The sequence below is a fragment of the Marinobacterium marisflavi genome, assembly GCF_982447095.1.
Genome location: NZ_OZ457898.1, coordinates 2,885,763 through 2,910,881, shown reverse-complemented (window position 1 = coordinate 2,910,881; position 25,119 = coordinate 2,885,763). Strand labels below are relative to the sequence as shown.

Here is a 25,119-nt window from a genome sequence, read left to right as displayed (position 1 = left end):
ATTTAGATATGCGTTATATTTCAACTCGTGGCGAAGCCCCTGTATTGAACTTTGCCGATGTGTTGCTGGCGGGCCTCGCTTCTGACGGTGGTCTCTACGTACCTGAAGAGTTGCCGAAGTTCTCTCAAGATGAGATCGCAAGCTGGGCGGGCCTCAGCTACGCGGACCTCGCGTTCAAAGTAATTAAACCGTTCGTTGATGACTGTATTGAAGATGCTGATCTCAAAGTGATGATCGACGACTCGTATGCAGTGTTTAAACACGATGCCGTTGCACCGCTGGTACAGATCGATAGCAACGAGTTTGTGTTGGAACTGTTCCACGGTCCCACGCTGGCGTTTAAAGACTTTGCGCTTCAGCTATTGGGACGACTGATGGATCACGTGCTGAAACAGCGTGGCGAGCGTCTGGTGATTATGGGTGCAACTTCAGGTGACACAGGCTCAGCGGCTATTGAAGGTTGCCGTCACTCTGAACACCTCGATATCTTCATCCTGCACCCTTACAACCGCGTATCTGAGGTACAGCGTCGCCAGATGACAACTGTGCTGGCTGACAATGTCTTTAACATAGCACTTGAGGGTAACTTTGATGATTGCCAAGAGATGGTCAAAGATAGTTTCGCCGATCAGAGCTTCCTAGGTGGCCTGAAGCTCGGTGCGGTTAACTCGATCAACTGGGCACGTATTATGTCCCAGATCGTCTACTACTTCTCAGCGGCCCTGACACTGGGTGGCCCACACCGCCCTGTATCTTTCTCTGTTCCAACCGGTAACTTCGGTGACATCTTCGCGGGTTACCTGGCTAAGCAGATGGGTCTGCCGATCGATCAGCTGATCGTGGCGACTAACCGTAATGACATCCTACACCGCGTTATTAGCGGTAACGATATGTCAAAGGGAACCCTTGAGCCTTCACTTTCGCCCTCGATGGATATCATGGTCTCATCAAACTTTGAGCGTCTGCTGTTTGATGTTTACGGCCGTGATGGTGCAGCGGTAGCCGATCTGATGGCGCGCTTCAAGAAAGAGTCGGTTAGCTTGGGTGACGGCGAGTGGAACCGCGTACGCGAGCTGTTTGCTAGCTACGCTGTGGATGACCAAACCACCTGTGAGGTGATCGCTGAGGTATTTGAGTCAACTGAGTACCTGCTAGATCCGCACACGGCAATTGGTGTTAAAGCCGCACGCGAGTGCCGTCGTAGTGCTTCAGTGCCCATGGTTACTTTGGCGACAGCACATCCGGTTAAATTCCCAGATCCTGTTGTAAAAGCGGGCCTGGAATCGCCACAGCTACCAGCTCATATGGCGGATCTGTTTGAGCGTGAAGAGCGCCTGCAGGTGCTCGATAATGAGCTGCAGGTGGTCCAGCAATACGTTGCTGAACACTGCCACCGCTAGTGTTTTGGCTGTCCCGCATTGCGGGGCAGCAGCTTCTTCTTTTAAATCTCCACTGAGGTAAGCCGATGCCAAGCTTCTTCAGCCTTTCCAAAATTTTCTGGTTCTTTGCCGCCCCCGACCACTTGATGGTCTTTATGCTTATTTTTGCGCTTTTCGCTCTGTGGGTCGGTTGGCGCAAGTTGGGTGGAACTTTGCTGACGGTTAACTTGCTGCTCTGGATCGCGCTGATATTTATGCCCTTGGGCGATGCTTTGCTGCGACCGCTTGAGAGTCGTTTTCCTCAGCCGGATCTATCCCAAGCTAATATCGAGGGAATTATTGTTCTCGGCGGCGGCGAGCTCGCAGAGGAGAGCGTTGTCTGGGATGCTCCGCAGTTCAACGCTGCGGCTGAGCGTGTGATGGCGATTCCTGCTTTAGCCCGCGAGTTTCCGGCAGCAAGAATTGTTTTTACGGGTGGCAGTGGTTCGGCTTTACGGCCGGACTTCAAAGGTGCCGACGCGGTCGAGGATTACCTGCAACAACTCGGTATTCGGGATCGCGTGATGCTTGAATCAGATTCGCGAAATACCTACGAAAATGCGCTATTTTCGGCGAAATTTCTCGGAGGGGTGCCGAAAGGTAATTGGCTCTTAGTAACATCCGCATTTCATATGTCGCGATCGGTTGGGATCTTCCGTAAACAGGGGTGGAACCTGATCCCTTATCCCGTAGATTACTACTCGCTCACCTCCACAGGGTTTAGAAATGACCCCAAACTCTGGCAGAACCTACGAGACCTTCATACCGCCGTGCGCGAATGGATTGGTCTGGTAGTCTATTACTACACCGATAAAACGAGCGAACTGCTGCCGGGCCCGAAAAATGACTGATTCGGTACAGATCGTCGAACGTCCGGTTAGTAATATCCCGCAGGAGCTCCAGCGTCTCCATCCGGTCCTGGCACGCATCTATGCCGGTCGTGGTTTGAAGTCAGATGCTGAACTCAGTCGAGGCCTCGATAAATTATTACCCGACGCCCAGTTAAAAGGTGTTGATGCCGCCGTCGACCGTTTGGTGGAGGCGCTTGAGCAGCAGCAATCGGTATTGATACTGGGCGACTTCGACTGCGATGGTGCTACGAGTACCGCAACCACCTATCTGGCGCTAAGTCAGTTTGGCTTTCAGATGGTCTCTTATCTTGTGCCGAACCGCTTCGAGTTTGGATACGGGCTCAGTCCTGAAATAGTTGCAGTCGCTGCTCAGCGTCAGCCTCAGCTGATTATTACTGTTGATAACGGCATCTCGAGTATCGAGGGAGTTGCTGCGGCGAAAGCTCTGGGAATCGATGTGATCGTGACGGATCACCACCTTCCGGGTGATCAGTTGCCCGATGCCTGTGCCATCGTAAACCCAAACCAACCTGAGTGTGATTTTGTCGCCAAGTCGACTTGCGGAGTTGGCGTGGTCTTTTATGTGATGATTGCTCTGCGTCGCCGGCTGCAACAGAGCGGTTACTTCGAGCGCCTAGGGACCAAGCCACCCAATTTGGGAGAGCTGCTCGACCTTGTTGCGCTTGGCACCGTTGCTGATGTTGTGCCTCTAGAGGCAAATAACCGCACTTTGGTTTATCAGGGGCTCGAGCGTATTCGCCGCCGCCGGGCGCGCCCCGGTTTGTTAGCGTTGCTAGAAGTGGCGGGCCGTCAGCCCGAACGCATTTCGGCATCTGATCTAGGTTTTGCTGTGGCTCCACGTCTGAACGCGGCGGGTCGCCTGGATGATATGAGCCTGGGTATAGAGTGCCTGCTAACAAACGATCCTGAGCGCGCGTTAGAGCTGGCGCGAGAGCTCGACCAGATGAACCGCGATCGTCGTGGAATCGAGCAGCAGATGCAACGCGACGCGTTGGAAGCACTCGAGCAGATCGGCTTGGATGAGTCCGAAATGCCGACAGGGTTGGCTATCTTCGATGCCAACTTCCATCAGGGCGTAATCGGCATTCTAGCGTCACGTCTGAAAGAGCGTTTCCACCGGCCAGTGATTGTGTTTGCCCCCGGTGATGAGGGCGAAATCAAAGGCTCCGCGCGCTCAATTCCAGGCTTCCATATTCGTGATGGACTCGACGCCATTGCGGCTAAAAATCCTGGCCTAATTGCCAAGTTCGGTGGCCATGCGATGGCAGCTGGATTGACGATTAAAGCTGAGGATTTTGAGTGCTTCTGTACTCTGTTCGACAAGCAAGTACAACAGGTGATGGCACCTGAAGATCTGCAGCGCTCAATGATGACTGATGGTCAGTTGAATCCACGTGATTTCACGCTGGACCTAGCCCAGTTGCTCCGCGATGCCGGGCCTTGGGGTCACCAATTCCCAGAGCCGAGTTTTCATGGCGAGTTTCGCCTGCTACAGCAGCGAATCGTGGGACAGCGTCATCTTAAGATGGTCCTGCAAGAGCCGCAAACGGGTTTGGCGCTGGATGCGATCGCCTTTAATGTGGATACTGAAGTCTGGCCAAACACCGATATCCAACGCGTCCAGCTGGTATACAAGTTGGATGTAAATGAGTTTCGCGGGCAGCGTAATTTACAGTTGATGGTTGATTGGCTCGAGCCGGCCTGAATAGGCAAAGTCGCACAAAAATTAAAACAAGGAGATTCGCATGAACGATCTGACAACCGCTGAGCTGGGTATCTTAGTAGATGTTTTTGACCGTGCAGGTGTGGCTGCAGATAGCAGTGCTGAAGGCACACTACGTAAGCAGATTGAGCAGGCACACTCTGAGCGTTTAGAGCTTGAGTCGATGGATTTTGATGATTGTGCGGGAGGCGCTTGCAAGTTGTGAGTTATGCTAGAAAGCCCTACTACGTCGGTGCGCATGTTAGTGCCGCCGGCGGAGTCCAGAATGCGCCTCTGAATGCCGCGAAGATTGGCGCAAATGCATTTGCGGTGTTCACCAAAAATCAGCGTCAATGGAACGCTAAACCACTGACTTCTGAAGGTATCGCAGAGTTTAAGGCGAACTGTGAGGCTGAGGGCTTCTTACCCGAACAGATATTGCCGCACGACTCCTATCTGATTAATCTTGGGCATCCAGAAGCGGAACCACTTGAGCGTTCGCGTACCGCCTTTCTTGATGAGATGCACCGCTGCCAGCAGTTGGGCCTCTGCTATCTCAACTTTCACCCAGGTAGTCATCTGAAGAAGATCGACATTGATGCCTGTTTAGGTCGGATCGCTGAGTCGATCAATATCGCATTGGCTGAGTCAGAGGGCGTCACGGCTGTGCTTGAGACGACTGCCGGACAGGGCACAAACCTTGGTTGGCGCTTTGAAGAGCTGGCGCAGATTATTGATCAGGTTGAGGATCAGTCACGAGTTGGCGTCTGTATCGATACCTGTCATATCTTTGCGGCGGGTTACGACCTGCGAACCGAAGAGTCGTGCGAGCAGAGCTTTGGTGATTACGAGCGTCTGATCGGCTTCGATAAGCTCTGCGGCATGCACATCAATGATTGTAAATCTGCTTTCGGCAGCCGCGTGGATCGCCACCACAGCCTCGGCATGGGCGAGATCGGTTGGGCGCCGTTTAAGTACATCATGCAGGATGATCGCTTCCGCGGTGTGCCGCTCTGTCTCGAAACGATCGACGAGACCATCTGGGATCAGGAGATTCAGCAGCTGCGCACCTTTGCCGGCGAAAAGCAGTTAGAACAGGCTTAAGCGTGAGTTGGTCACCTGCGTTTGCAGCCTCTGACGCTAAAATTGTGAAAACCGAAACGGCATTCCAGGGCTATTTTCGTGTAGATCGCCTTAGTATCCGTCACGCCACCTTCGCGGGTGACTCGATTGAGATCTGCCGAGAAGTATTCAAACGTGGCAATGCCGTATGTGTGCTCTTGTACGATCCAGAAGCAGACAAAGTGGTGATGGTTGAGCAGTTCCGTGTGGGGGCGCTGGCAGCCGAGAGTCCTTGGATGCTTGAAGTGGTTGCCGGTATCGTTGAACCAGGTGAAACAGCTGAGGATGTGGCGCGGCGCGAAGCCGTTGAAGAGGCGGGTTTAACCCTTGATCAGGTACAGCCGATCATTCGCTATCTGCCAAGCGGTGGCGGTTGTGATGAATGGATCGATTTGATGTACGCCGAAGTAGACAGCAGCGTTGCGCAAGGTTTGCATGGCTTGGCAGATGAGGGCGAAGACATTAAGGTACATGTATTGAATGCCCAAGAGGCGTTTGATCTGGTGGTTTCAGGTGCGATTAACTCATCACCTGCCATCATTGCCCTACAGTGGCTAGAATTGAATCGTAATCGGCTGAAACGATAGGAAGTTTTTCGAGATGCAGCGAGCAAAGCGTAAATATGTGCCCGATTTGGTGAAGCAGAGTGCTATCTGCGAGACCAACTACGCACGTCTGCGCCGTCTGCTCCCCTCTGGTCAGAAGCAGCGCGAGTACCGCGTGGACTGGCATCGCTGTGACTACCGCGTCTCTATCCGTATGGACGAAGAGTTCGCGTACACCTCAACGCTGATCGTTAGTTATTGGCCAGAGAGCGCTACGCCCTGGTTTAATCCCCAGACCTTTGTTGTGCGTCTCTACCATGATGCACGGATGGCCGAGGTAGTCTGCCTGCAGAAACGCAAGCAGTTGGACGGCCGGTACGAATACCCCAATCCGCAGATGCATCAGCCGGATGAGAAGTTTCAGCTAAACCAGCATTTGGCTGAATGGCTCAGCCACTGCCTCGCGAGTGGTGAGACACTATTACCTGTCTCGGTTGCGGGCTGATACAGAGCGCGATGCAGATCCCAGCGGACACCCAGTTCATCTATATTCACGGCTTCAACTCCTCCCCGCAGAGCTTCAAGGCGCAGCAGACGCTGGCGCTGTTCAGAGAGCAGGGTGCTGAAGATCAGCTCTCCATTCCTCCGCTATCGCACTTCCCGGCGGAGGCGATGACACAGCTCAGAGCACTAGTTGAATCGGCGCAGCGAACGGTGTTGATTGGCTCCTCTTTGGGTGGATTCTATTCAACCTGGCTTACCGAACATTATGCACAAGCGCGCGCTGTGCTGCTCAATCCCGCTGTTGCGCCACATAAATTGCTTGAAGGACGCTTGGGTTTTACCGAGAACTACCACACGGGCGAGCGCTATGAGTTGACCCAACGTCATATGGATCAGCTACAAGCACTCTACCTGCCAGAGGTTATGCATCCGCAGCGGCTACTTCTTCTGCAACAAGAGGCGGACGAAACGCTGGACTATCGTGACGCAGTTGGGTATTACAAAGCGAGTGCCCAGATAGTGCAGCCCGGTGGCAGTCACGCTTTTGATGAGTTTGAGCAGATGTTGCCACTGATTATCGATTTTGCTGCAGGACAGATTGATACCGCACGGCTGACCAATAAGCCGGCGGAGCTAGGAGATTAAGAGACGTATGGCCAAGGATTATAATGCTGGTTCGATAGAGGTTCTCAGTGGTCTGGATCCGGTTCGCCGCCGCCCGGGCATGTACACCGAGACGGATCGTCCCAACCACCTCGCGCAGGAAGTCATCGATAACTCGGTCGACGAGGCGCTGGCGGGTCATGCGAAACAGATCGACATTATCCTTCATCCTGATAACTCGCTCTCAGTCAGTGATGATGGCCGCGGTATGCCGGTCGATATCCATCCGGATGAGGGTGTGCCGGGTGTCGAACTAATCCTCACACGTCTGCATGCCGGTGGTAAGTTCAATAACGACAACTACAACTACTCCGGCGGCTTGCACGGTGTAGGTGTATCGGTGGTTAACGCCCTGTCGAAGATGTTGGAAGTGCAGATCAAACGCGATGGGCAGATTCATCGAATCGGCTTTGCTGACGGTGAGAAGATCTCCGACTTGGAAGTGATCGATACCTGCGGCAAGCGCAACACCGGTACCACGGTGCGCTTCCTTCCTGACGCCTCTTACTTTGACTCGCCTAAATTCAGTGTCAGTCGCCTGCGTCATAATCTGCGTGCTAAAGCGGTTCTTTGCCCGGGTCTGCGAGTTACCTTTCTCGACTTGAGTCAGGGTAAAAAAGAGAAAGAGGAGTGGTACTACGAGGATGGCTTGGTTGCTTACCTCAAGGGTAACACCCAAGTCTTTGATACTCTACCAGAAGAGCCTTTCTGCGGCAGCTTGCAGGGTGAAGAGGACGCGGTCGAGTGGGCAGTGCAGTGGCTCAAAGAGGGTGGTGAGATGACCACCGAGAGTTATGTGAACCTAATCCCCACGGCCCAGGGCGGTACGCACGTGAACGGCTTGCGTACTGGCTTGCTAGAAGCGATGCGCGAGTTCTGTGAGTTCCGTAACTTGCTTCCGCGTGGCGTAAAGCTCAGTCCTGAGGATATATGGGAGCGTGCATGCTACATCCTGTCGGCGAAGATGCGTGACCCGCAGTTCTCCGGACAGACCAAAGAGCGCCTCTCATCGCGCGGCATCGCGGCATTTATTTCTGGCACTGTAAAAGACGCTTTCCTGCTCTGGCTGAACAAGCATGTAGAAGAGGGTGAAGCGCTGGCGGAGATGATTATCGCCAACGCGCAACGTCGGCTGCGCTCAGCTAAAAAGGTTGTACGTAAGAAGGTGACTCAAGGGCCGGCGCTACCTGGTAAGCTTGCCGACTGTTCAGGCGCTGAGGCGATGAAATCTGAGATCTTTCTGGTCGAGGGTGACTCGGCCGGCGGTTCGGCGAAGCAGGCACGTAGTCGCGACTTCCAAGCGATCATGCCGCTGCGCGGTAAGATATTGAACACTTGGGAAGTGGAGTCCGGTGAGATTCTCGCATCCCAAGAGATTCACGATATTTCGGTTGCGATCGGTGTGGACCCCGGCTCGGATGACCTCACTGGTTTGCGCTATGGCAAAATCTGTATCCTCGCCGATGCGGACTCCGATGGTGCCCATATCGCGACACTGCTCTGTGCGCTTTTCCTGCGCCATTTCCGTCCGCTAGTGCGGGCCGGTCATGTCTACGTGGCGATGCCGCCACTATTCCGTATTGATCAGGGTAAAGAGGTGCACTATGCGCTGGATGAATCTGAGAAAGATGCGATCATTGAGCGCCTGCGTGCCGAGCGTAAAAACGCCAAGATCGGCGTCCAGCGCTTCAAAGGCTTGGGCGAGATGAACCCACTGCAGCTGCGCGAAACCACAATGGCGCCAGATACTCGTCGCCTCGTGCAGCTAACACTCAGTGAAGGTGACGATACCGCGGAGATGCTTGATATGCTGCTGGCGAAAAAGCGCGCCGCCGATCGTAAGAGCTGGCTCGAGACTAAAGGCAACCTGGCCGAGGTCGTGTAAATCATTTTCGAGCACAGTTCTAATTTGCTGGATGCATGGCCCTGCGGTGCTCGTAGGGGCCTTGCACATTTTTCAAGCTGTAAAGCAGCAGTCTCATCTGGAAGAACTACACTAAAACTTCCCCCCTAACGAAAGGGAGGTAAGGAGTTCTTTTGTGCGCCACGTCAGTCTGCGATCCCTAGCAGTAATTCTAATCTCTCTCCTAAGTCTGCCGCTCTCTGCTGCGAGCGACCGTTGGTACAACAGCGAGACCGGACAAGTTACAGAGCGTGCGTTAGGTCTCTATGCTGCGATTGTTTTGGCTGATCAGCATGGGCTTGAGAGCGATGACCTTAAGATGCGACTACAACAAGCGCAAACAGTTCACGACGTAGATAAAGCTCATAATGAGGTTCTGGATTCGCTTATCAGGCGGTTTTCTGTTGGGCAGGTGCCCACCAGTATTGATCCGCTTTGGCACTATCCTGAGAAGCTGCTCGATCTAGACGCTGTTCGCACATCGGTATTAGCCGCACCGGCACTGCTGCCGGCGCTTGAATCGCTGTTACCGCAGCACCCTGATTACCTCGGACTGGTTCAGGCTTATGCTGATAAACGTGCCTTGATCGGTTCGGAGCCGCCGCAGTTAACTTTTAGTGCCTATTTTAAATCGGGTGATATGCATGCTGATATAGAGCGAGTCCGCGAGCGTTTGGATTGGCTTGGTTATGAGGCTTCCGATGAAGTCTCCGATCTTGCTCCGCGCCTGTATGACGAGCAGTTGGCAGCGCAAGTGCGCCTGTTCCAAGCCGATCATGGCCTAGAGACTGATGCGGTGATTGGCCCTGATACTCTTGGATGGCTCAACTACTCTGCGACTGATCGTATTGAGCTGTTGGCGGCGGTACTGGAACGCTGGCGCTGGCTACCTCGTGATTTTGGTGAACGTTACCTATTGGTGAGCATTCCCGGTTTTGAAGTGCGTTACTTCAATCAGGGTAAATTAGCCGAACGCCATATCAGCATTTCGGGTCGGCCTGCACGCCCGACACGTAGTTTCCAAGCCAGAGTTGAACAGCTCGTCGTTAATCCCAACTGGACGGTACCGCGTCGGATTTTGATGCGTGATTTGCTGCCTAAGATTCTCGCGAATCCGCAGTACCTCGCTACTCAAGGGATGCAAGCTGAGCGTCTGATTGCCGGTCAGTGGCAGCCCGTATCGAATGACAGTGTCGAGTGGAGTATGTTGGATTGGGGCGATACGGATGTGCGTTTGGTGCAGGCGCCCGGTAGCAGTAACGCACTTGGACAAATTAAATTCCATATGCCCAACTCTCATGCGATCTACTTGCACGATACACCCAGTAAAGAACTCTTTGCGGATGCCTCGCGTGCTTTTAGTTCGGGTTGTATCCGCGTAGAGGGTGTAATCGATCTGGCGCGGACTCTGATGTCTGGCAACACCGAAAAATTTGAAGCTTCTCTATTGCAGCCTGAAACTCGCTGGTTACGACTGCCTCAGTCTATACCCGTTTTTCTCGTCTACAACCGAGCCTGGTTAGACGCGGAGGGTCGTCTACAGCTGCGTGATGACATCTATAAAGCTGACCGTGACCTGATCGCCTCGATGGAAAACAGCGAAAGTAAATTGAAAAACACTCAACTCGTTCAGCGATAAACGCCCGCTATCAGCCTATCCCTCCCCTAAAGAATTGGTTAATATTTGATCAGAAGGTGCAACTATAAGCACCTCGTTTGCAGTTACACCCTGACTATGAGGGTCGGGGTAATAAATGGTCTGTAGTTACCCAGGGGAGAGGTATGGCCAATCAGAAGAGTACCCACGGAGGGGTAGATTTGTTGTCGCGTCGAGGATTTATTAAGTGCGCAACCTTGGCTGCTGCCGCAGCCGCATTTCCTAACGTTGCTTTGGCATCTCTTGAGAAAGAGCGAAGTCTGGCATTCAACCACCTACACACTGGCGAGAAGCTCAAGCTCACTTACTGGGCGGATGGCCAGTACATTGATGAGTCGCTGGCTGAGATCAATCATCTGCTGCGCGATTTCCGCACCGGTGAGCGCTATCAGATGGATCGCGATCTGATCGATCTTCTGCATCAGTTACAGCTTGCGACCGGCAATTCGCGTTCGTTTGAGATCATCTCCGGTTATCGCTCACCTAAAACCAATGCAGCACTGCGCTCCAAGAGCTCGGGCGTGGCGAAGAAGAGTCTGCACATGCTGGGACAGGCGATTGATGTGCGTCTGCCGGGCACCGACTTGAAACATCTGCATAAGGCGGCTTTGGCGGCTAAATCAGGTGGAGTGGGACTGTACACTGGATCCAACTTCCTACACCTTGATACCGGGCGCGTGCGTTTTTGGGGTAAGTAAGACCCCAGGCATTACTGGTTGCATACTCAGGGCTCTAACCCCTAAATGCGATAGACAGTATTGGGGTGTTCGAGTAGAATACCGCAGGTTTTGGCCGCGCGATCCGCGGCGACCCTTCATACGGCATGTTTTTAGAGCGAGGCGAACCATCAGTTTGGCCTCGCTTTTTCACAACTATGCCCCACAGTTTTTGATGTTAGCGATTCCGCGGGGAGGTCACATTGACGCAGTCAGCCATTCTAGCTCTTGAAGATGGTTCAATTTTCAGAGGGATTTCGATTGGCGCCGAAGGCGAGTCTGTCGGAGAGGTCGTTTTCAATACCTCGATGACAGGTTACCAGGAGATTCTCACCGACCCATCCTACTGCCGTCAGATCGTGACGCTGACCTACCCACATATCGGTAACGTTGGCTGTAACGTCGAAGATGCCGAGTCGGATAAGACTTGGGTTGCGGGCTTAGTCATTCGTGATCTTCCGCTAATGGCGAGCAACTTCCGCTCTGAGCAAGCGCTGGACGAGTACCTGCGTGAGCGCGGCATCGTCGGCATTGCTGATATCGATACTCGTCGTTTGACCCGTATTCTGCGCGAGAAGGGCGCTCAGAACGGCTGCATTATGGCTGGCGATAATATAGATGAAGCCAAAGCGCTCGAATTGGCTGGCGCTTTCCCCGGCCTTAAAGGTATGGACCTGGCAAAAGTCGTAACCCGCGAAACGACTGGTAACTGGAGCACCTCCACTTGGGAACTGGGTACGGGCTACGTTGAGAAGGCAGGTTCTGAACAGCCTTTCCATGTAGTCGCCTATGATTTCGGCGTAAAACACAACATTCTGCGCATGCTGGTTGAGCGTGGCTGTCGCCTCACTGTGGTGCCGGCTCAGACTCCGGCTGCAGAGGTGCTGGCAATGAACCCAGATGGCGTATTTCTGTCCAATGGTCCCGGTGACCCAGAGCCATGTGACTACGCGATTGAGGCTATTACTGAAATTCTGAAAACCGAACTTCCAGTGTTTGGTATCTGTCTCGGCCATCAGCTGCTAGCGCTGGCGTCAGGTGCGCAGACTGAGAAGATGAAATTTGGTCACCATGGTGCCAACCACCCTGTACAGGATCTTGATAGTAAGCAGGTCATGATTACTAGCCAGAACCACGGTTTCGCAGTAGCAGAAGATAGCCTGCCATCGACACTGCGTGCGACCCACAAATCTCTGTTTGATGGCTCCCTACAAGGGATTGAGCGCACGGATCGTCCGGCATTCAGTTTCCAGGGACACCCAGAAGCGAGCCCAGGACCACATGATGTGGCACCACTGTTCGATCGCTTCATTGAGATGATGTCAGCTCGCCAGACCGGCTAAGAGCGATTCTCAATCAGAGCGAATAGCGAAAGCTACGGGATTAATAAGTTTTAGAGATTAGGTTTTACAGATGCCAAAACGTACCGACTTAAAAAGTATTCTGATCCTCGGCGCCGGCCCAATTGTTATCGGCCAGGCGTGTGAGTTTGACTACTCAGGCGCACAGGCGTGTAAAGCGCTGCGCGAAGAGGGCTACCGTGTCATTCTGGTTAACTCAAACCCAGCGACCATCATGACTGACCCAGCGATGGCTGATGCGACGTATATCGAGCCGATCAACTGGAAAACAGTTGCGAAGATTATCGAGAAAGAGCGTCCAGATGCACTGCTGCCAACCATGGGTGGGCAGACTGCATTGAACTGTGCGCTCGATCTGGATCGCGAAGGCGTACTGGCTAAGTTCGGTGTTGAGATGATCGGTGCGACTCAGGACGCAATCGATAAAGCGGAAGACCGCGAGCGCTTCGACAAAGCGATGAAGAACATCGGCCTTGAGTGTCCACGTGCATCTATCGCACACTCACTCGAAGAGGCACTGCAGGTTCTGGACTCCATCGGCTTCCCTGCAATCATTCGCCCATCATTCACTATGGGTGGTTCAGGTGGCGGTATCGCTTACAACAAGGAAGAGTTCATCGAGATCTGTGAACGTGGCCTTGATCTGTCTCCAACCAACGAGCTGCTGATCGACGAGTCGCTGATCGGTTGGAAAGAGTACGAGATGGAGGTTGTCCGCGATAAGAACGACAACTGTATCATCATCTGTTCTATCGAAAACTTCGATGCGATGGGCGTGCACACAGGTGACTCCATCACTGTAGCTCCAGCGCAGACACTGACTGATAAAGAGTACCAATTGATGCGTAATGCATCTCTCGCGGTACTGCGTGAAATCGGTGTGGAGACGGGCGGTTCGAACGTGCAGTTTGGTGTTTGCCCTGACACGGGCCGCATGGTTGTCATCGAGATGAACCCGCGTGTATCTCGCTCTTCGGCTCTGGCATCCAAGGCTACAGGCTTCCCGATTGCTAAGGTGGCTGCGAAGCTGGCCGTTGGTTACACCCTGGATGAGCTGCACAACGACATTACTGGCGGTCGTACCCCAGCATCGTTCGAGCCGGCTATCGATTACGTTGTCACTAAGATTCCTCGCTTCACCTTCGAGAAATTCCCACAGGCCAATGACCGTCTGACGACTCAGATGAAGTCTGTTGGTGAGGTGATGGCGATTGGCCGTACTCAGCAGGAGTCGCTGCAGAAAGCACTGCGTGGACTGGAAGTGGGCTCTGAAGGCTTCGATCCTATTCTAGATCTTGATGCAGAAGATGCGCGTGACGAGCTGATCCATGAGCTGACTCAGCCAGGTGCCGAGCGTATTTGGTACATCGGTGACGCTTTCCGTATGGGCATGAGCGTCGATGAGATCTACAAACTCAGCGGTGTAGACCCCTGGTTCCTGATTCAGATCGAAGATCTGATCAGAGATGAGCAGCGCGTCTCTGAAACTGCGCTGAGCGATCTTACTGGCGATATGATTTATCGCCTCAAGCGCAAAGGTTTCTCTGATGGCCGCCTGGCGAAGCTACTCGGGGTGTCTGAGAAGCAGTTCCGCAAACAGCGTCAGAAACTCAACGTACGCCCTGTATTCAAACGTGTTGATACCTGTGCGGCAGAGTTTGCCACGGATACGGCTTACATGTACTCAACCTACGAGGAAGAGTGTGAAGCGAACCCATCTGATCGCGACAAGATTATGGTTATCGGCGGTGGCCCTAACCGTATCGGCCAGGGTATCGAGTTTGACTACTGCTGTGTACACGCAGCACTTGCGGCGCGTGAAGATGGTTACGAGACCATCATGGTGAACTGTAACCCAGAGACAGTATCAACTGACTACGACACCTCTGATCGCCTCTACTTCGAGCCAATCACACTGGAAGATGTGCTTGAGATCGTTGAAGTGGAGAAGCCGAAAGGCGTTATCGTGCAGTACGGTGGTCAGACTCCATTGAAACTGGCTGTTGCTCTTGAGCAAGCAGGTGTACCTATTATCGGTACCTCATCTGAAGCGATCGACCGCGCGGAAGACCGCGAGCAGTTCCAGCAGATGCTTAAGCGTCTGGGGCTGAAACAGCCTGAGAACGCGACTGTGCGTAGCCTTGATGCCGCTATCGTAGAAGCTGAGAAGATTGGCTACCCACTGGTTGTGCGTCCTTCGTACGTGCTCGGTGGCCGTGCGATGGAGATCGTCTACAAAGAGGACGAGCTGCGTAAATACATGAACACTGCGGTACAGGTTTCAAACGAAGCGCCTGTACTGCTTGACCACTTCCTCAACGCTGCAATCGAAGTCGATATTGATGCGGTCTGTGACGGTGAGCAGGTTGTCATTGGTGCAATCATGCAGCATATAGAACAGGCAGGTGTTCACTCAGGTGACTCGGCGTGTTCATTGCCGCCATACAATTTGGCAGCGGATATTCAGGACGAAATGCGTGAGATGGTGCGTAAGATGGCACTGGAACTTGGCGTTGTCGGTCTGATGAACGTACAGCTGGCTTACCAGGATGGCGAGATCTATGTGATCGAAGTGAACCCACGTGCATCACGTACGGTTCCATTCGTATCTAAGTGTATCGGTGTATCACTGGCGAAAATCGCTGCACTGGTTATGACTGGTAAGTCTTTGAAAGAGCTTGGCTTTACGGAAGAGATCGTACCTAAGTTCTTCAACGTCAAGGAAGCGGTATTCCCGTTCAACAAGTTCCAGGGCGTGGACCCAATCCTTGGCCCTGAAATGAAGTCGACCGGTGAAGTTATGGGTACCGGTGTCACCTTCGGTGAAGCGTTCATGAAAGCGCAGATTGGTGCGGGTGAGAAGATGCCTAAGCCAGGTAATGCGTTCATCTCGGTTCGCGATGTCGATAAGGCGGGCGTCGTTAAGCTGGCGCAGGATCTTGTTACGCTTGGCTTCTCTCTGGTTGCAACAGCTGGCACGGCGAAGCACCTGAACGATAGCGGCCTTGAAGCTAAGGTTGTAAACAAGGTGGCAGAGGGCCGTCCAAACATCGTTGATATGCTGAAGAACGGTGAGATTGCTTACGTAGTAAACACCACTGAAGGCCGCAAGGCGATTGCAGACTCTGCCGACATCCGTCGTGCAGCGCTGCAGCACAAAGTACCTTACACCACGACGCTGGCAGGTGCTGAAGCCGTAGCTGCAGCTCTGCAGTTTGGTGAAGAGCGTGAAGTACGTCGCTTGCAGGATGTACATGCAGAGGTATCAGCATGAGTAATCGAGTACCAATGACGGTTGAGGGTGAAGTTGCACTTCGCTCTGAACTTGAACATCTCAAAACTAAAGCGCGTCCAGAAGTGGTTGCTGCTATCGCCGAAGCGCGTGAACACGGCGACCTAAAAGAGAACGCCGAGTATCACGCAGCGCGTGAACAGCAGGGCTTCATTGAGGGTCGTATCGCAGAGATCGAGAGCAAGCTCTCTCTCGCTCAGGTTATCGATGTATCCAGCTTGCCGCACACCGGTAAGGTAATCTTCGGTACCACCGTCGATCTGGTCAACCTCGAAACTGACGAAGAAGTTACCTACAAGATCGTAGGTGATGACGAAGCAAACCTGAAAGAGCGTAAGATCTCAATCAACTCCCCTATCGCTCGCGCTTTGATCGGCAAAGAGGAAGGTGATGTAGCTGCAGTTACAACGCCAAAAGGTTTGATTGAGTACGAGGTGGCTGAGGTTAAGCACATCTAGCTTTGTACATGAGTCATCCGCTGTAGGAGGTATCTGCGCGCAGCGCAGGTGCCGACAAAAAAGGCCGCATTAGCGGTCTTTTTTTTGTTTATGAAAAGCGAAGCTGGGAAGTATTTCTCGGAACGCTGCAAGCCCATCCATGGGGCGCTTCGTGTTTGCCATCCATGGCAAACAAGATCCGAGAAACACTCCCCGGCTCCGCATTTTCGTTACCCACAAAAAAGCCACTCAGATGAGTGGCTTCTTAAAGTGAGTCAGACCGGTTAGTCCGGAATGATGCCCCAGGTAAGCACAGGGAACAGCAGCAACAGGATGACGCGAACGAAATCAGATGCGAGGAACGGGAGTACACCGATAAAGGTGTCGCGCATCGGCACGCCATCGGCGATCTTGTTGATGATGAAGACGTTCATCCCCACTGGTGGGGTGATCATGCCTACTTCAACAACGATCAAACAGATGATGCCGAACCAGAGTGCGGTCTGCTCGTAGGTCATGCCGAAATCGAGAGACATGATCGCCGGGAAGAAGATTGGCACTGTTAGTAGAATCATCGACAGCGAGTCCATCAAGCAGCCCAGTACTAGATAGACGGCTAGCATTAGCAGAAGAACCAGCATCGGGGTCACCTCTGCCCCCACGATCCAATCGGCGAGCGCCTGCGGCATGCCTGACAAGCTGAGGAATGCGTTGAAGATATCTGCGCCGAGAATGATCACGAAGATCATACCGGTATTTACTGCAGTCTGTTTAATGCACTCACCAAAACCTTGCCAAGTCAGCTGACGGTTGATCAGCGCAATAACGATTGTGCCCACGACGCCATAGGCCGCGGCTTCCGATGGAGTGAATACGCCGCCGTAGATACCGCCAAGGACACCAATAAACAGAATTGAAGCGGGAATCAGTTCGAGCAGCGCTTTACCACGCTCGGCCCAGCTCGCCTTCTCAGTTTTGTCGGCGTAGTGGGGCTTGAGCTTAACGACGATCGCTATGACTAGCATGTAGCCCATCACGGCCATGATTCCCGGTACCATCGCCGCCATAAACAGTTTAACGATGTTCTGCTCGGTTAGGATCGCGTAGATGATCAGCACGATTGAGGGTGGGATTAGAATACCTAACGTACCACCGGCAGCGAGTGCACCGGTCGCCAGAGCACCGTGATAGCCGTGTCGCTTCATCTCCGGCAGCGCTACCGAGCCCATGGTGGCTGCAGTTGCTAGTGAGCTTCCGCAGATCGCGCCGAACAGGCCGCAACCGCCGACTGCTGCAAGTGCTAGGCCGCCGCGACGATGGCCGATAAACGCGTTGACGCCAACAAACAGCGAGCGGCTAATGCCTGAGCGTGCCGCGAGGTTACCCATAAATAGGAACAGGGGGATTACCGCAAGAGAGTGGCTGGCCATCTGTGCGAATGACGAGCCTTTCATGTAGTAGGTTAGGGTGCTGAAGTCGTCGATGATGGAGTAACCGATAACACCTGAGAGCATCATTGCGATACCGATGGGTACTCGCAAAAACATAATAACTAGCATGAACAGGATCATTAGTCCTGCAATGACTTCAGAACTCATTTTGAACCTTCGTAATCAGCGATTAACGCAATGGGTTTAACAAAACCTGCCAGCGAAGTTAGAACAAATCCGAAAGCGATTGTGTCGTAGAAGTACCACTCCTTCATGCGCAACATCATGGTCTCGTTGCCATATTTGGCTGCAGAAAGACCACCGTCGTATGTGTAGTACGCGAGGATGGCAAATAGGCCGCCGAGTAGAAGACTACCGATAACGTCCATCGTTAGCCGGAAAATTCGTGGAGCAGATGAGGTTAGGACGTCGACAATAACATTGCCAAAACGCATCTGGCAGTAGGGTAGGCAGAGCGCCACGACGACTGCAGTAAACATCTGCACGATCTCTGTATCACCCTGAATGGGTGCAGAGAAGAAGTATCGACCACCCACACTGACTACAGTTGTAACGGCCATCAGGGTCAAAACTACCCCCCCTAAAAGAGCAAGCCACATAGTGGCTTGCTCATAAAGGGAGACGATTGACCGGGTTTTCGTTAACAGTTGTGACACTGACTTTCACCCTTAGTCTTGGTTTACTTGCTGTATTTGTTCAGAGCAGCCTGAGCAGATTCCAGCAGAGCCTGACCATCGAGGCCACGCTCGTTCATTTCGCGCACCCAGTCGGTCGCTACATCTTTGGTCGCTTCGCGCATCTTAGTCACTTCAGCCGCCGCCATGATCTGGCGTGTTGCTTTCTCGTCGATCATCTTGCGACCTACGTTCTCAGCGTTCTTGAAGAACTCGCCAAACTGCTTGGACATCGCCATACCTGAGTGATCGTCGATTACTTTCTTCAGATCAGCTGGCAGCGATTCGTATTTAGCCTTGTTCATGCCCATTACGAATACTGAGGTGTAGAGGCCACGACCATCCGCATCTTGAACTTCAACGGCATTATCAACCAGTTCATGCAGGCGCAGTGCTGGAACGATCTCGAATGGAACAACAGTACCGTCGATAACATTCTTCGCCAAAGCCTGTGGCATTTCGGGTACTGGCATGCCAACCGGAGTCGCGCCCAGTGCTTCCAACGCCATCGCTACAGGGCGGCTTGGATTACGCAGCTTCTTGCCTTCAAACTTAGCAACTGTATCGATTGCATCGCCTTTCGAATAAACGACACCACGATCATGTACCCAGAAAAATAGTGGATGCATATCTGCGAACTCAGCCTGCACCGAAGGATTCGCTTCGTAGTAAGCCTGCAGCGCCTGTGAAGTCTGTTCTGCATCGGTCACCATGAATGGAAGTTCGAATGCAGAGATCGCTGGGTAGCGCCCTGGAGTATAGCCTGGGAGTGTCCAGATGATATCGGCAAAGCCGTCCTGAACCTGGTCAACCAGCTGAGGTGGCTTACCACCAAGCTGCATTGCAGTGTACATCTTCACTTCAATTCGGCCGTTTGAAGCTTCGGCAATTGACTCGGTCCACTCTTTAATCAGTTTTGAGTGAGCTGGCGCTTTGCCTGGCAGGAAGCTGTGGTACTTCAGTGTCACTTCAGCAGCCTGCGCAGCCATTGAGAGAGCGGCGCCCATTACAGCAACAGCCATGGCTTTAACCATAAATTTTTTAATCATTGTTTACTCCTGGGGTTGTTAGCGTTCTGTATTTGGAATCTCAAATGCCAGTCTTGGCTCGAGTATCGCCGAGCAGCAATCAATCACAATGTATCTGACGCTTGATACTACTTCTAGCCTAGTATGAGCGTAGATTGGATTTTAGAAGAGGGGTATTCAAAAAAAAGAGGCCGCCCGTTAATGGGCGACCTCTAGCTAGCGAAATTGCTAGCGCATTAGATTGGAAAGTTTGGGATTCGGCTCGTCCGAAGGGCGGAAAAGAACCGCAATGTTACCAATCTCTTGGATCAGTTGTGCCTCAACAATCTCTACTAACTCTTTGATCAGTTGACGCTTTAGATCCCGATCACCGACCGCAAACTTCACTTTGATCAGTTCGTGGTCTTCAAGCGCACGGTCTACCTCAAGCTGTACATTTTCTGAGAGGCCGTTACCACCGACGGTTACGATTGGGTTGAGCTTGTGTGCAACGTTACGTAAACGCTTCTTTTGATCGTTCGTGAGGCTCATACTAAACTGCTGTCCTAAAATAGTGCTGTAATTAACGTTTAGTTTACCCGCTTTGCCTCCGGCATAGTAGATACAAGCCTTTCAGACTGTTTGAAAGGACGATCACGTGTTAGCATCGCGAAACTTTCAAGGTCGGATTCAGCAAGAAGACAGGTGTGCTGTTGTATTTTTGGTGATTATCCCCATCTACTCTGTAGTTCGCTGATTAGTAATCTGATCTGAAACGACCTGCAGGGTCGAAAAACAGCAAACGATTTGCACAATGCAGAGTTGCTCGGAAAAGGATTTTGTGGCGTACAAGTTACCCAGTAGAAGAGGACTAACTTGTAGCCGATCAATTTAGAGGTGTTTTTCTTTGAACGATATGGCCAAAAACCTGGTGCTTTGGTTAGTAATCGCAGCGGTGCTGCTTACTATCTTTAACAATTTCAGCACCGAAGTGGATTCTCGCCGCATAAGTTATTCTGACTTTGTTGAAGAGGTCCAATCGGGACGTGTAGATCGAGTGGTTGTTGATGGTTATACCATTGAGGGCACCCGCCAAAATGGTGAGCGCTTTGAGACCGTGCGTCCAGCGATTTCAGATCCTAAGCTGATCGATGACCTTTTGCAGAATAATGTGGCTGTTGAGGGCAAGATGCCAGAGCAGCAGAGCATCTGGTCGCAGCTGCTGGTCGCATCCTTCCCGATCCTCGTCATTATCGCTGTTTTTATGTTCTTCATGCGCCAGATGCAGGGCGGTGGCGGTGGCCGCGGAGGCCCGATGTCTTTTGGCAAGTCCAAAGCTAAGATGATGAGCGAAGACCAGGTTAAAACGACCTTCGAGGACGTCGCCGGCGTGGAGGAAGCCAAAGAAGAGGTTCAGGAGCTGGTGGATTATCTGCGTGATCCGGGCAAGTTCCAGCGCTTGGGTGGTCATATCCCTCGCGGTGTCCTTATGGCAGGCAGCCCTGGTACAGGTAAAACTTTGCTGGCGAAAGCGATAGCGGGTGAAGCTAAAGTGCCGTTCTTCAGTATTTCGGGCTCTGACTTCGTTGAAATGTTTGTTGGTGTCGGTGCATCGCGTGTACGTGACATGTTTGATCAGGCGAAGAAACACGCCCCCTGCATCATCTTTATCGACGAGATTGACGCTGTCGGTCGCTCACGTGGTGTAGGCCTCGGTGGTGGTAACGATGAGCGTGAGCAGACCCTTAACCAGTTACTTGTTGAGATGGATGGCTTTGAGGGTACCGAAGGTATCATCGTGATCGCTGCAACCAACCGCCCAGATGTACTCGACCCGGCACTGCTGCGTCCGGGGCGTTTCGACCGTCAGGTTCATGTTGGTCTACCTGATATTCAGGGACGTGAGAAAATTCTTAAAGTCCACATGCGCAAGGTGCCGCTCGGTGATGATGTTAAGCCTGAGCTGATTGCGCGTGGCACGCCAGGCTTCTCTGGGGCGGATCTGGCAAACCTAGTCAACGAAGCCGCTCTGTTTGCGGCGCGTAATAGCCGCCGCACTGTCGGTATGGAGATGTTCGAGCAGGCGAAAGACAAGATCATGATGGGTGCTGAGCGCAAATCAATGGTGATGTCCTACAAAGAGCGTTTGAACACAGCCTACCACGAGGCGGGTCACGCGATCATCGGTCGTCTTATGCCCGGACATGATCCGGTTTATAAAGTCTCGATTATTCCACGTGGCCGCGCTTTGGGTGTGACGATGTTCCTGCCCGAGGAGGATCGCTACAGCTACAGCCGTGAACAGATTATTTCACAGATATGCTCGCTCTACGGTGGACGTATTGCTGAAGAGATGACGCTGGGTAAAGCGGGTGTAACAACGGGTGCATCTAACGATATCCAGAAAGCGACTAACCTCGCTCGCAACATGGTAACCAAGTGGGGTCTGTCTGAAGAGCTTGGCCCGCTGCTTTACGGCAGCGAAGACCAAGATCCATTCGGCTACGGCGGCGGTGCTGCTGCTAAGGCGATGTCTGAAGAGACGCAGAAGCGTGTTGATGCAGAGGTCCGTAGCATTATTGATGAATGTTACAAGCGTGCTTCCCAGACACTCGAAGATAATCGCGATATTCTGGACTCAATGTGTGAAGCACTGATGAAGTACGAGACCATCGGCGCTGAACAGATCGATCAGCTTATGGCTCGCACTGAGGTCTCTCCGCCTGAAGGTTGGAGCGACATGCCAGAGCGCGATGCTGAACCGGCACCGCAGAATCAAGCGCCAGAGCCTGAAGCTGAGAAAGCACAAGCTTCGGATGTAGAATCTGATATGCCAAATGGCGATGACGCACCTGGCGCCGCTGGCGATCAGTCGGAAGGCGAAGAGCCGAAGGCCTGATATATCCATACCTTCAACAGGCCCGCTAGTGCGGGCCTGTTTGGTTTTTAACACAGAGTAAATACGTGGCAATTTTAAACTGCGGCGCGCGCCAGCTAGATCTACGCTCTACCCAGATCATGGGTATCCTCAATGTAACCCCCGACTCCTTTTCTGACGGTGGACAGCTCTACAGTGATCAATCGCTCTCTATCGACCGAGCCCTCAAGCACGCAGAGCTGATGGTGGCTGAAGGTGCGACTATCATCGATATTGGTGGCGAGTCGACCCGTCCCGGTGCGGATCCAGTCTCTCTGCAGGAGGAGATGGATCGAGTACTGCCAGTGTTGGAGCGCCTTAGTGCAGAAGTTGACGTGGTGACTTCCATCGATACGAGCTCGCCTGAGCTCATGCGGGCGGCGGCTAGCTTAGGTGCCGGCATTCTCAATGATGTGCGGGCGCTAGGGCGTGAAGGTGCCATAGATGCGGCTGCATCAACGGGTCTGCCAGTGTGTGTGATGCATATGCAGGGCAGCCCAGCTACGATGCAGCGCGCGCCGAGTTATTCAGACGTGGTTGCTGAAGTTCAGGACTTTCTTGCGCAACAGATTGCGCGCTGTGTCGACGCTGGAGTTGAGCGTACGCAGGTGATTGTCGATCCAGGCTTTGGCTTCGGTAAAACATTGGAACATAACTTGCAGCTACTCAATCGTCTGGATCGGTTGCAAGAGCTGGGCGTGCCCATCTTGTCTGGGACTTCGCGCAAGTCTATGATTGGAAACTTGCTCGATCGTGAGCCCGATCAGCGTCTAGCAGGTGGCTTGGCAACCGTAGCGCTAGCGGTTGAGCGCGGCGCGCGTATAATTCGTGTGCATGATGTGGCAGCGACAGTGGATTGTGTCCGTATGACCGAAGCCGTGTTGCGCGAAAAGGCGTAATGTTCTGAGCCAAAGATTTTTAGGGTAAGTATTTAGATGGCAAGAAAGTATTTTGGTACCGATGGTATTCGTGGTCGCGTAGGTGAGTTTCCAATTACGCCGGACTTTGTGTTGAAGTTGGGTTGGGCTGTAGGCCGTGTTCTAGCACGTGATGGTCAATCGAAGGTGGTTATCGGTAAGGATACCCGTATCTCGGGCTATATGTTCGAATCTGCACTCGAAGCGGGTTTAACTGCTGCCGGTGTTGATGTTTTGCTTCTTGGGCCCATGCCGACCCCTGCAATCGCTTATCTGACGCGCACCTTCCGTGCAAATGCGGGCATCGTCATCAGCGCATCGCACAACCCTTTCGATGATAACGGTATTAAATTCTTCAGTTCTGAGGGTACAAAACTGCCTGACGAGGTTGAGGAGAAGATCGAAGCTCAGCTTGATCTAGCTATGACGACAGTATGCTCGGCCGAGCTGGGTAAGGTGCGCCGTATTAATGATGCAGCGGGTCGCTACATCGAATTCTGTAAAGCCAGCGGTGGTCACCACTTCAGTCTTGAAGGGCTCAACATTGTGGTCGATTGCGCCAACGGTGCTGGGTACCACGTGGCGCCCAAAGTGTTTGCAGAGCTCGGTGCTAAGGTAACAGAGATTGGCACTCAGCCCGACGGTATGAATATCAACCTCAACTGCGGTGCGACCTCGCCTGCAGCCTTGACGGAAAAGGTATTGGAGATCGGTGCAGATATAGGCATTGCGCTGGATGGTGATGGTGATCGATTGATCTTAGTTGACCATACCGGTGAGACCGTCGATGGCGATGAGATTCTGCTAATAATCGCTAAGTCTCTGCATTTGGCCGGTGAGCTCGAAGGTGGTGTTGTTGGTACGCTGATGACCAATCTCGGCATGGAGCAGGCACTGAAACAGATCGATATCCCATTTATCCGTGCCAAGGTCGGTGACCGTTACGTGATGGAACAGTTGCATCTGAATAACTGGGTGCTAGGTGGGGAGGGTTCTGGCCATATCGTTGTACGTGACTTGCTGCCAACGGGCGATGGTACTATTGCGGCCGTACAAGTGCTCAAAGCGATGGTAGAGAGCGGTTCTAGCCTGCACGAGCTGAAGCAAGGGATGACCAAGCTGCCGCAGCAGATGATCAATGTGCGTCTTGAGAAGCGCGTATCGATTGAGGGTGTTGCACCTATCGAGCAAGCTGTTGCTGAAGCTGAGCAACTCCTGGGTGAGGATGGTCGCATTTTGCTGCGTCCTTCGGGCACTGAGCCTGTTGTGCGCGTGATGGTAGAGGGTGTCGATGAGCAACTGGTCGGACAGGTCTGTCAGGATGTTGCGGATAAAGTAGAAAAAGCGCTGAAGCCGCTTGTAAGTTGATTTTTGCTAGGGTAAGATTCGCGCCTCTTTTGAAGTCGGTCGCTGTTCCTCAAGCGTTGTGATCGACGAAAACTTGCTAAGAGTTGTTATCTTAAAGCTATGGAAACAATCGTACTGATCATTCATGTTCTGCTTGCAGCAGGCATCATCGCACTTGTACTGCTTCAGCAGGGTAAGGGTGCGGAAGCTGGTGCTAGCTTCGGTGGCGGTGCATCTCAGACGGTTTTCGGTAGCCAGGGTAGCGGCAGCGTATTGGGTCGTGTTACTGCGATTCTTGCGGCTGGTGTATTCGCAACTAGCTTCGTACTGGCGGTTTTTGCCAAGAACAAAGCGGCAAGTGTTGGTGATGCAGGTATCCCTGCTGCTGAGGTGATCGAGGCTGCGGCCGAACAAGCACCTATGCAGGAGCTTCCAGCAGCCGACAGTTCTGCAGCTGGGACATCAGACATCCCAACTGTAGGTGATAAGTAAAGTTTTAGCCCAGGTGGTGGAATTGGTAGACACGCTATCTTGAGGGGGTAGTGTCCCTAGGACGTGCCGGTTCGAGTCCGGCTCTGGGCACCATATTTGTAAAAATGACAGGTTAAGCGTAA

General features: G+C 52.7%; 22 protein-coding genes and 1 tRNA gene. 19 read left to right on the top strand and 4 right to left on the bottom strand.

Features of this window, described 5'->3' with window-relative positions; genetic code table 11:
- The first annotated feature begins 8 nt into the window (after positions 1-8).
- The 14 genes from thrC (at position 9) to greA (ending at position 16,213) form a co-directional block, all read left to right on the top strand.
- Positions 9-1,400 carry a threonine synthase gene (thrC, locus tag AC1WNR_RS14295; RefSeq protein ID WP_481645161.1) on the top strand — a complete coding sequence of 464 codons (1,392 nt, stop codon included), beginning with the start codon at positions 9-11 and terminating at the stop codon, positions 1,398-1,400.
- Between the two features lie 65 nt (positions 1,401-1,465).
- Positions 1,466-2,269 carry a YdcF family protein gene (locus tag AC1WNR_RS14290; protein ID WP_481645160.1) on the top strand — a complete coding sequence of 268 codons (804 nt, stop codon included), beginning with the start codon at positions 1,466-1,468 and terminating at the stop codon, positions 2,267-2,269.
- Positions 2,262-3,995: a single-stranded-DNA-specific exonuclease RecJ gene (gene recJ, locus AC1WNR_RS14285; protein WP_481645159.1), complete on the top strand. Its 1,734-nt coding sequence runs from the start codon at positions 2,262-2,264 to the stop codon at positions 3,993-3,995. Before AC1WNR_RS14290 ends, recJ begins: the two co-directional genes overlap by 8 nt.
- Before the next feature lie 40 nt (positions 3,996-4,035).
- Positions 4,036-4,218, top strand: a complete 183-nt coding sequence (locus tag AC1WNR_RS14280; RefSeq protein WP_481645158.1) for a hypothetical protein — start codon at positions 4,036-4,038, stop codon at positions 4,216-4,218.
- The gene (nfo, locus tag AC1WNR_RS14275; RefSeq protein ID WP_481645157.1) at positions 4,215-5,096 is read left to right on the top strand and encodes a deoxyribonuclease IV; all 882 of its coding nucleotides are present in this window, start codon (positions 4,215-4,217) and stop codon (positions 5,094-5,096) included. Before AC1WNR_RS14280 ends, nfo begins: the two co-directional genes overlap by 4 nt.
- 2 nt (positions 5,097-5,098) lie before the next feature.
- Complete coding sequence (locus AC1WNR_RS14270; RefSeq protein WP_481645156.1) at positions 5,099-5,701, top strand: NUDIX domain-containing protein; 603 nt, start codon at positions 5,099-5,101, stop codon at positions 5,699-5,701.
- A gap of 13 nt (positions 5,702-5,714) precedes the next feature.
- Complete coding sequence (locus tag AC1WNR_RS14265; RefSeq protein ID WP_481645155.1) at positions 5,715-6,164, top strand: DUF1249 domain-containing protein; 450 nt, start codon at positions 5,715-5,717, stop codon at positions 6,162-6,164.
- Positions 6,165-6,175: 11 nt separating this feature from the next.
- Positions 6,176-6,808, top strand: coding sequence for a YqiA/YcfP family alpha/beta fold hydrolase (locus AC1WNR_RS14260; protein WP_481645154.1), 633 nt, complete (start codon positions 6,176-6,178; stop codon positions 6,806-6,808).
- Positions 6,809-6,815: 7 nt separating this feature from the next.
- Positions 6,816-8,711, top strand: coding sequence for a DNA topoisomerase IV subunit B (gene parE, locus AC1WNR_RS14255; protein WP_481645153.1), 1,896 nt, complete (start codon positions 6,816-6,818; stop codon positions 8,709-8,711).
- Positions 8,712-8,865: 154 nt separating this feature from the next.
- Positions 8,866-10,368, top strand: a complete 1,503-nt coding sequence (locus AC1WNR_RS14250) for a L,D-transpeptidase family protein (protein ID WP_481645152.1) — start codon at positions 8,866-8,868, stop codon at positions 10,366-10,368.
- A gap of 143 nt (positions 10,369-10,511) precedes the next feature.
- Positions 10,512-11,084: a peptidoglycan L,D-endopeptidase MepK gene (gene mepK / locus AC1WNR_RS14245; RefSeq protein WP_481645151.1), complete on the top strand. Its 573-nt coding sequence runs from the start codon at positions 10,512-10,514 to the stop codon at positions 11,082-11,084.
- Between the two features lie 221 nt (positions 11,085-11,305).
- Positions 11,306-12,445: a glutamine-hydrolyzing carbamoyl-phosphate synthase small subunit gene (gene carA / locus AC1WNR_RS14240; protein WP_481645150.1), complete on the top strand. Its 1,140-nt coding sequence runs from the start codon at positions 11,306-11,308 to the stop codon at positions 12,443-12,445.
- Positions 12,446-12,515: 70 nt separating this feature from the next.
- Complete coding sequence (carB, locus tag AC1WNR_RS14235) at positions 12,516-15,737, top strand: carbamoyl-phosphate synthase large subunit (protein ID WP_481645149.1); 3,222 nt, start codon at positions 12,516-12,518, stop codon at positions 15,735-15,737.
- Entirely contained in the window at positions 15,734-16,213 is a 480-nt protein-coding gene (gene greA, locus AC1WNR_RS14230) for a transcription elongation factor GreA (protein ID WP_481645148.1), read from the top strand. The genes carB and greA overlap by 4 nt, the downstream gene beginning before the upstream one ends.
- A gap of 263 nt (positions 16,214-16,476) precedes the next feature.
- Here the strand turns inward: greA and AC1WNR_RS14225 are convergent, their stop codons facing one another.
- The 4 genes from AC1WNR_RS14225 to yhbY form a co-directional block, all read right to left on the bottom strand.
- Complete coding sequence (locus AC1WNR_RS14225; RefSeq protein WP_481645147.1) at positions 16,477-17,790, bottom strand: TRAP transporter large permease; 1,314 nt, start codon at positions 17,788-17,790, stop codon at positions 16,477-16,479.
- Positions 17,787-18,203 carry a TRAP transporter small permease gene (locus AC1WNR_RS14220; protein ID WP_481645146.1) on the bottom strand — a complete coding sequence of 139 codons (417 nt, stop codon included), beginning with the start codon at positions 18,201-18,203 and terminating at the stop codon, positions 17,787-17,789. The genes AC1WNR_RS14225 and AC1WNR_RS14220 overlap by 4 nt, the downstream gene beginning before the upstream one ends.
- Positions 18,204-18,322: 119 nt before the next feature.
- Positions 18,323-19,366: a TRAP transporter substrate-binding protein gene (locus tag AC1WNR_RS14215; protein WP_481645145.1), complete on the bottom strand. Its 1,044-nt coding sequence runs from the start codon at positions 19,364-19,366 to the stop codon at positions 18,323-18,325.
- Between the two features lie 207 nt (positions 19,367-19,573).
- Entirely contained in the window at positions 19,574-19,876 is a 303-nt protein-coding gene (gene yhbY, locus AC1WNR_RS14210; protein ID WP_481645144.1) for a ribosome assembly RNA-binding protein YhbY, read from the bottom strand.
- Between the two features lie 364 nt (positions 19,877-20,240).
- Here yhbY and ftsH point away from each other — a divergent pair, with 364 nt between their 5' ends.
- From ftsH to AC1WNR_RS14185, 5 genes are all read left to right on the top strand, one after another.
- Positions 20,241-22,223, top strand: coding sequence for an ATP-dependent zinc metalloprotease FtsH (gene ftsH, locus AC1WNR_RS14205; protein WP_481645398.1), 1,983 nt, complete (start codon positions 20,241-20,243; stop codon positions 22,221-22,223).
- Between the two features lie 65 nt (positions 22,224-22,288).
- Entirely contained in the window at positions 22,289-23,140 is an 852-nt protein-coding gene (gene folP, locus AC1WNR_RS14200) for a dihydropteroate synthase (protein ID WP_481645143.1), read from the top strand.
- Positions 23,141-23,176: 36 nt separating this feature from the next.
- Entirely contained in the window at positions 23,177-24,526 is a 1,350-nt protein-coding gene (gene glmM / locus AC1WNR_RS14195; RefSeq protein WP_481645142.1) for a phosphoglucosamine mutase, read from the top strand.
- 99 nt (positions 24,527-24,625) lie between these two features.
- Positions 24,626-24,997, top strand: a complete 372-nt coding sequence (gene secG, locus AC1WNR_RS14190; protein ID WP_481645141.1) for a preprotein translocase subunit SecG — start codon at positions 24,626-24,628, stop codon at positions 24,995-24,997.
- A 7-nt stretch (positions 24,998-25,004) separates the two neighbouring features.
- Positions 25,005-25,090: transfer RNA gene (locus AC1WNR_RS14185), tRNA-Leu, on the top strand.
- Positions 25,091-25,119: the final 29 nt, after the last annotated feature.

Coding starts and splice junctions, on each gene's coding strand:
- thrC (WP_481645161.1), top strand. CDS start 9: ATGCGTTATATTTCAACTCGTGGCGAAGCCCCTGTATTGAACTTTGCC.
- AC1WNR_RS14290 (WP_481645160.1), top strand. CDS start 1,466: ATGCCAAGCTTCTTCAGCCTTTCCAAAATTTTCTGGTTCTTTGCCGCC.
- recJ (WP_481645159.1), top strand. CDS start 2,262: ATGACTGATTCGGTACAGATCGTCGAACGTCCGGTTAGTAATATCCCG.
- AC1WNR_RS14280 (WP_481645158.1), top strand. CDS start 4,036: ATGAACGATCTGACAACCGCTGAGCTGGGTATCTTAGTAGATGTTTTT.
- AC1WNR_RS14265 (WP_481645155.1), top strand. CDS start 5,715: ATGCAGCGAGCAAAGCGTAAATATGTGCCCGATTTGGTGAAGCAGAGT.
- AC1WNR_RS14260 (WP_481645154.1), top strand. CDS start 6,176: ATGCAGATCCCAGCGGACACCCAGTTCATCTATATTCACGGCTTCAAC.
- parE (WP_481645153.1), top strand. CDS start 6,816: ATGGCCAAGGATTATAATGCTGGTTCGATAGAGGTTCTCAGTGGTCTG.
- mepK (WP_481645151.1), top strand. CDS start 10,512: ATGGCCAATCAGAAGAGTACCCACGGAGGGGTAGATTTGTTGTCGCGT.
- carB (WP_481645149.1), top strand. CDS start 12,516: ATGCCAAAACGTACCGACTTAAAAAGTATTCTGATCCTCGGCGCCGGC.
- greA (WP_481645148.1), top strand. CDS start 15,734: ATGAGTAATCGAGTACCAATGACGGTTGAGGGTGAAGTTGCACTTCGC.
- AC1WNR_RS14225 (WP_481645147.1), bottom strand. CDS start 17,790: ATGAGTTCTGAAGTCATTGCAGGACTAATGATCCTGTTCATGCTAGTT.
- AC1WNR_RS14220 (WP_481645146.1), bottom strand. CDS start 18,203: ATGGCCGTTACAACTGTAGTCAGTGTGGGTGGTCGATACTTCTTCTCT.
- AC1WNR_RS14215 (WP_481645145.1), bottom strand. CDS start 19,366: ATGATTAAAAAATTTATGGTTAAAGCCATGGCTGTTGCTGTAATGGGC.
- yhbY (WP_481645144.1), bottom strand. CDS start 19,876: ATGAGCCTCACGAACGATCAAAAGAAGCGTTTACGTAACGTTGCACAC.
- ftsH (WP_481645398.1), top strand. CDS start 20,241: ATGGCCAAAAACCTGGTGCTTTGGTTAGTAATCGCAGCGGTGCTGCTT.
- glmM (WP_481645142.1), top strand. CDS start 23,177: ATGGCAAGAAAGTATTTTGGTACCGATGGTATTCGTGGTCGCGTAGGT.
- secG (WP_481645141.1), top strand. CDS start 24,626: ATGGAAACAATCGTACTGATCATTCATGTTCTGCTTGCAGCAGGCATC.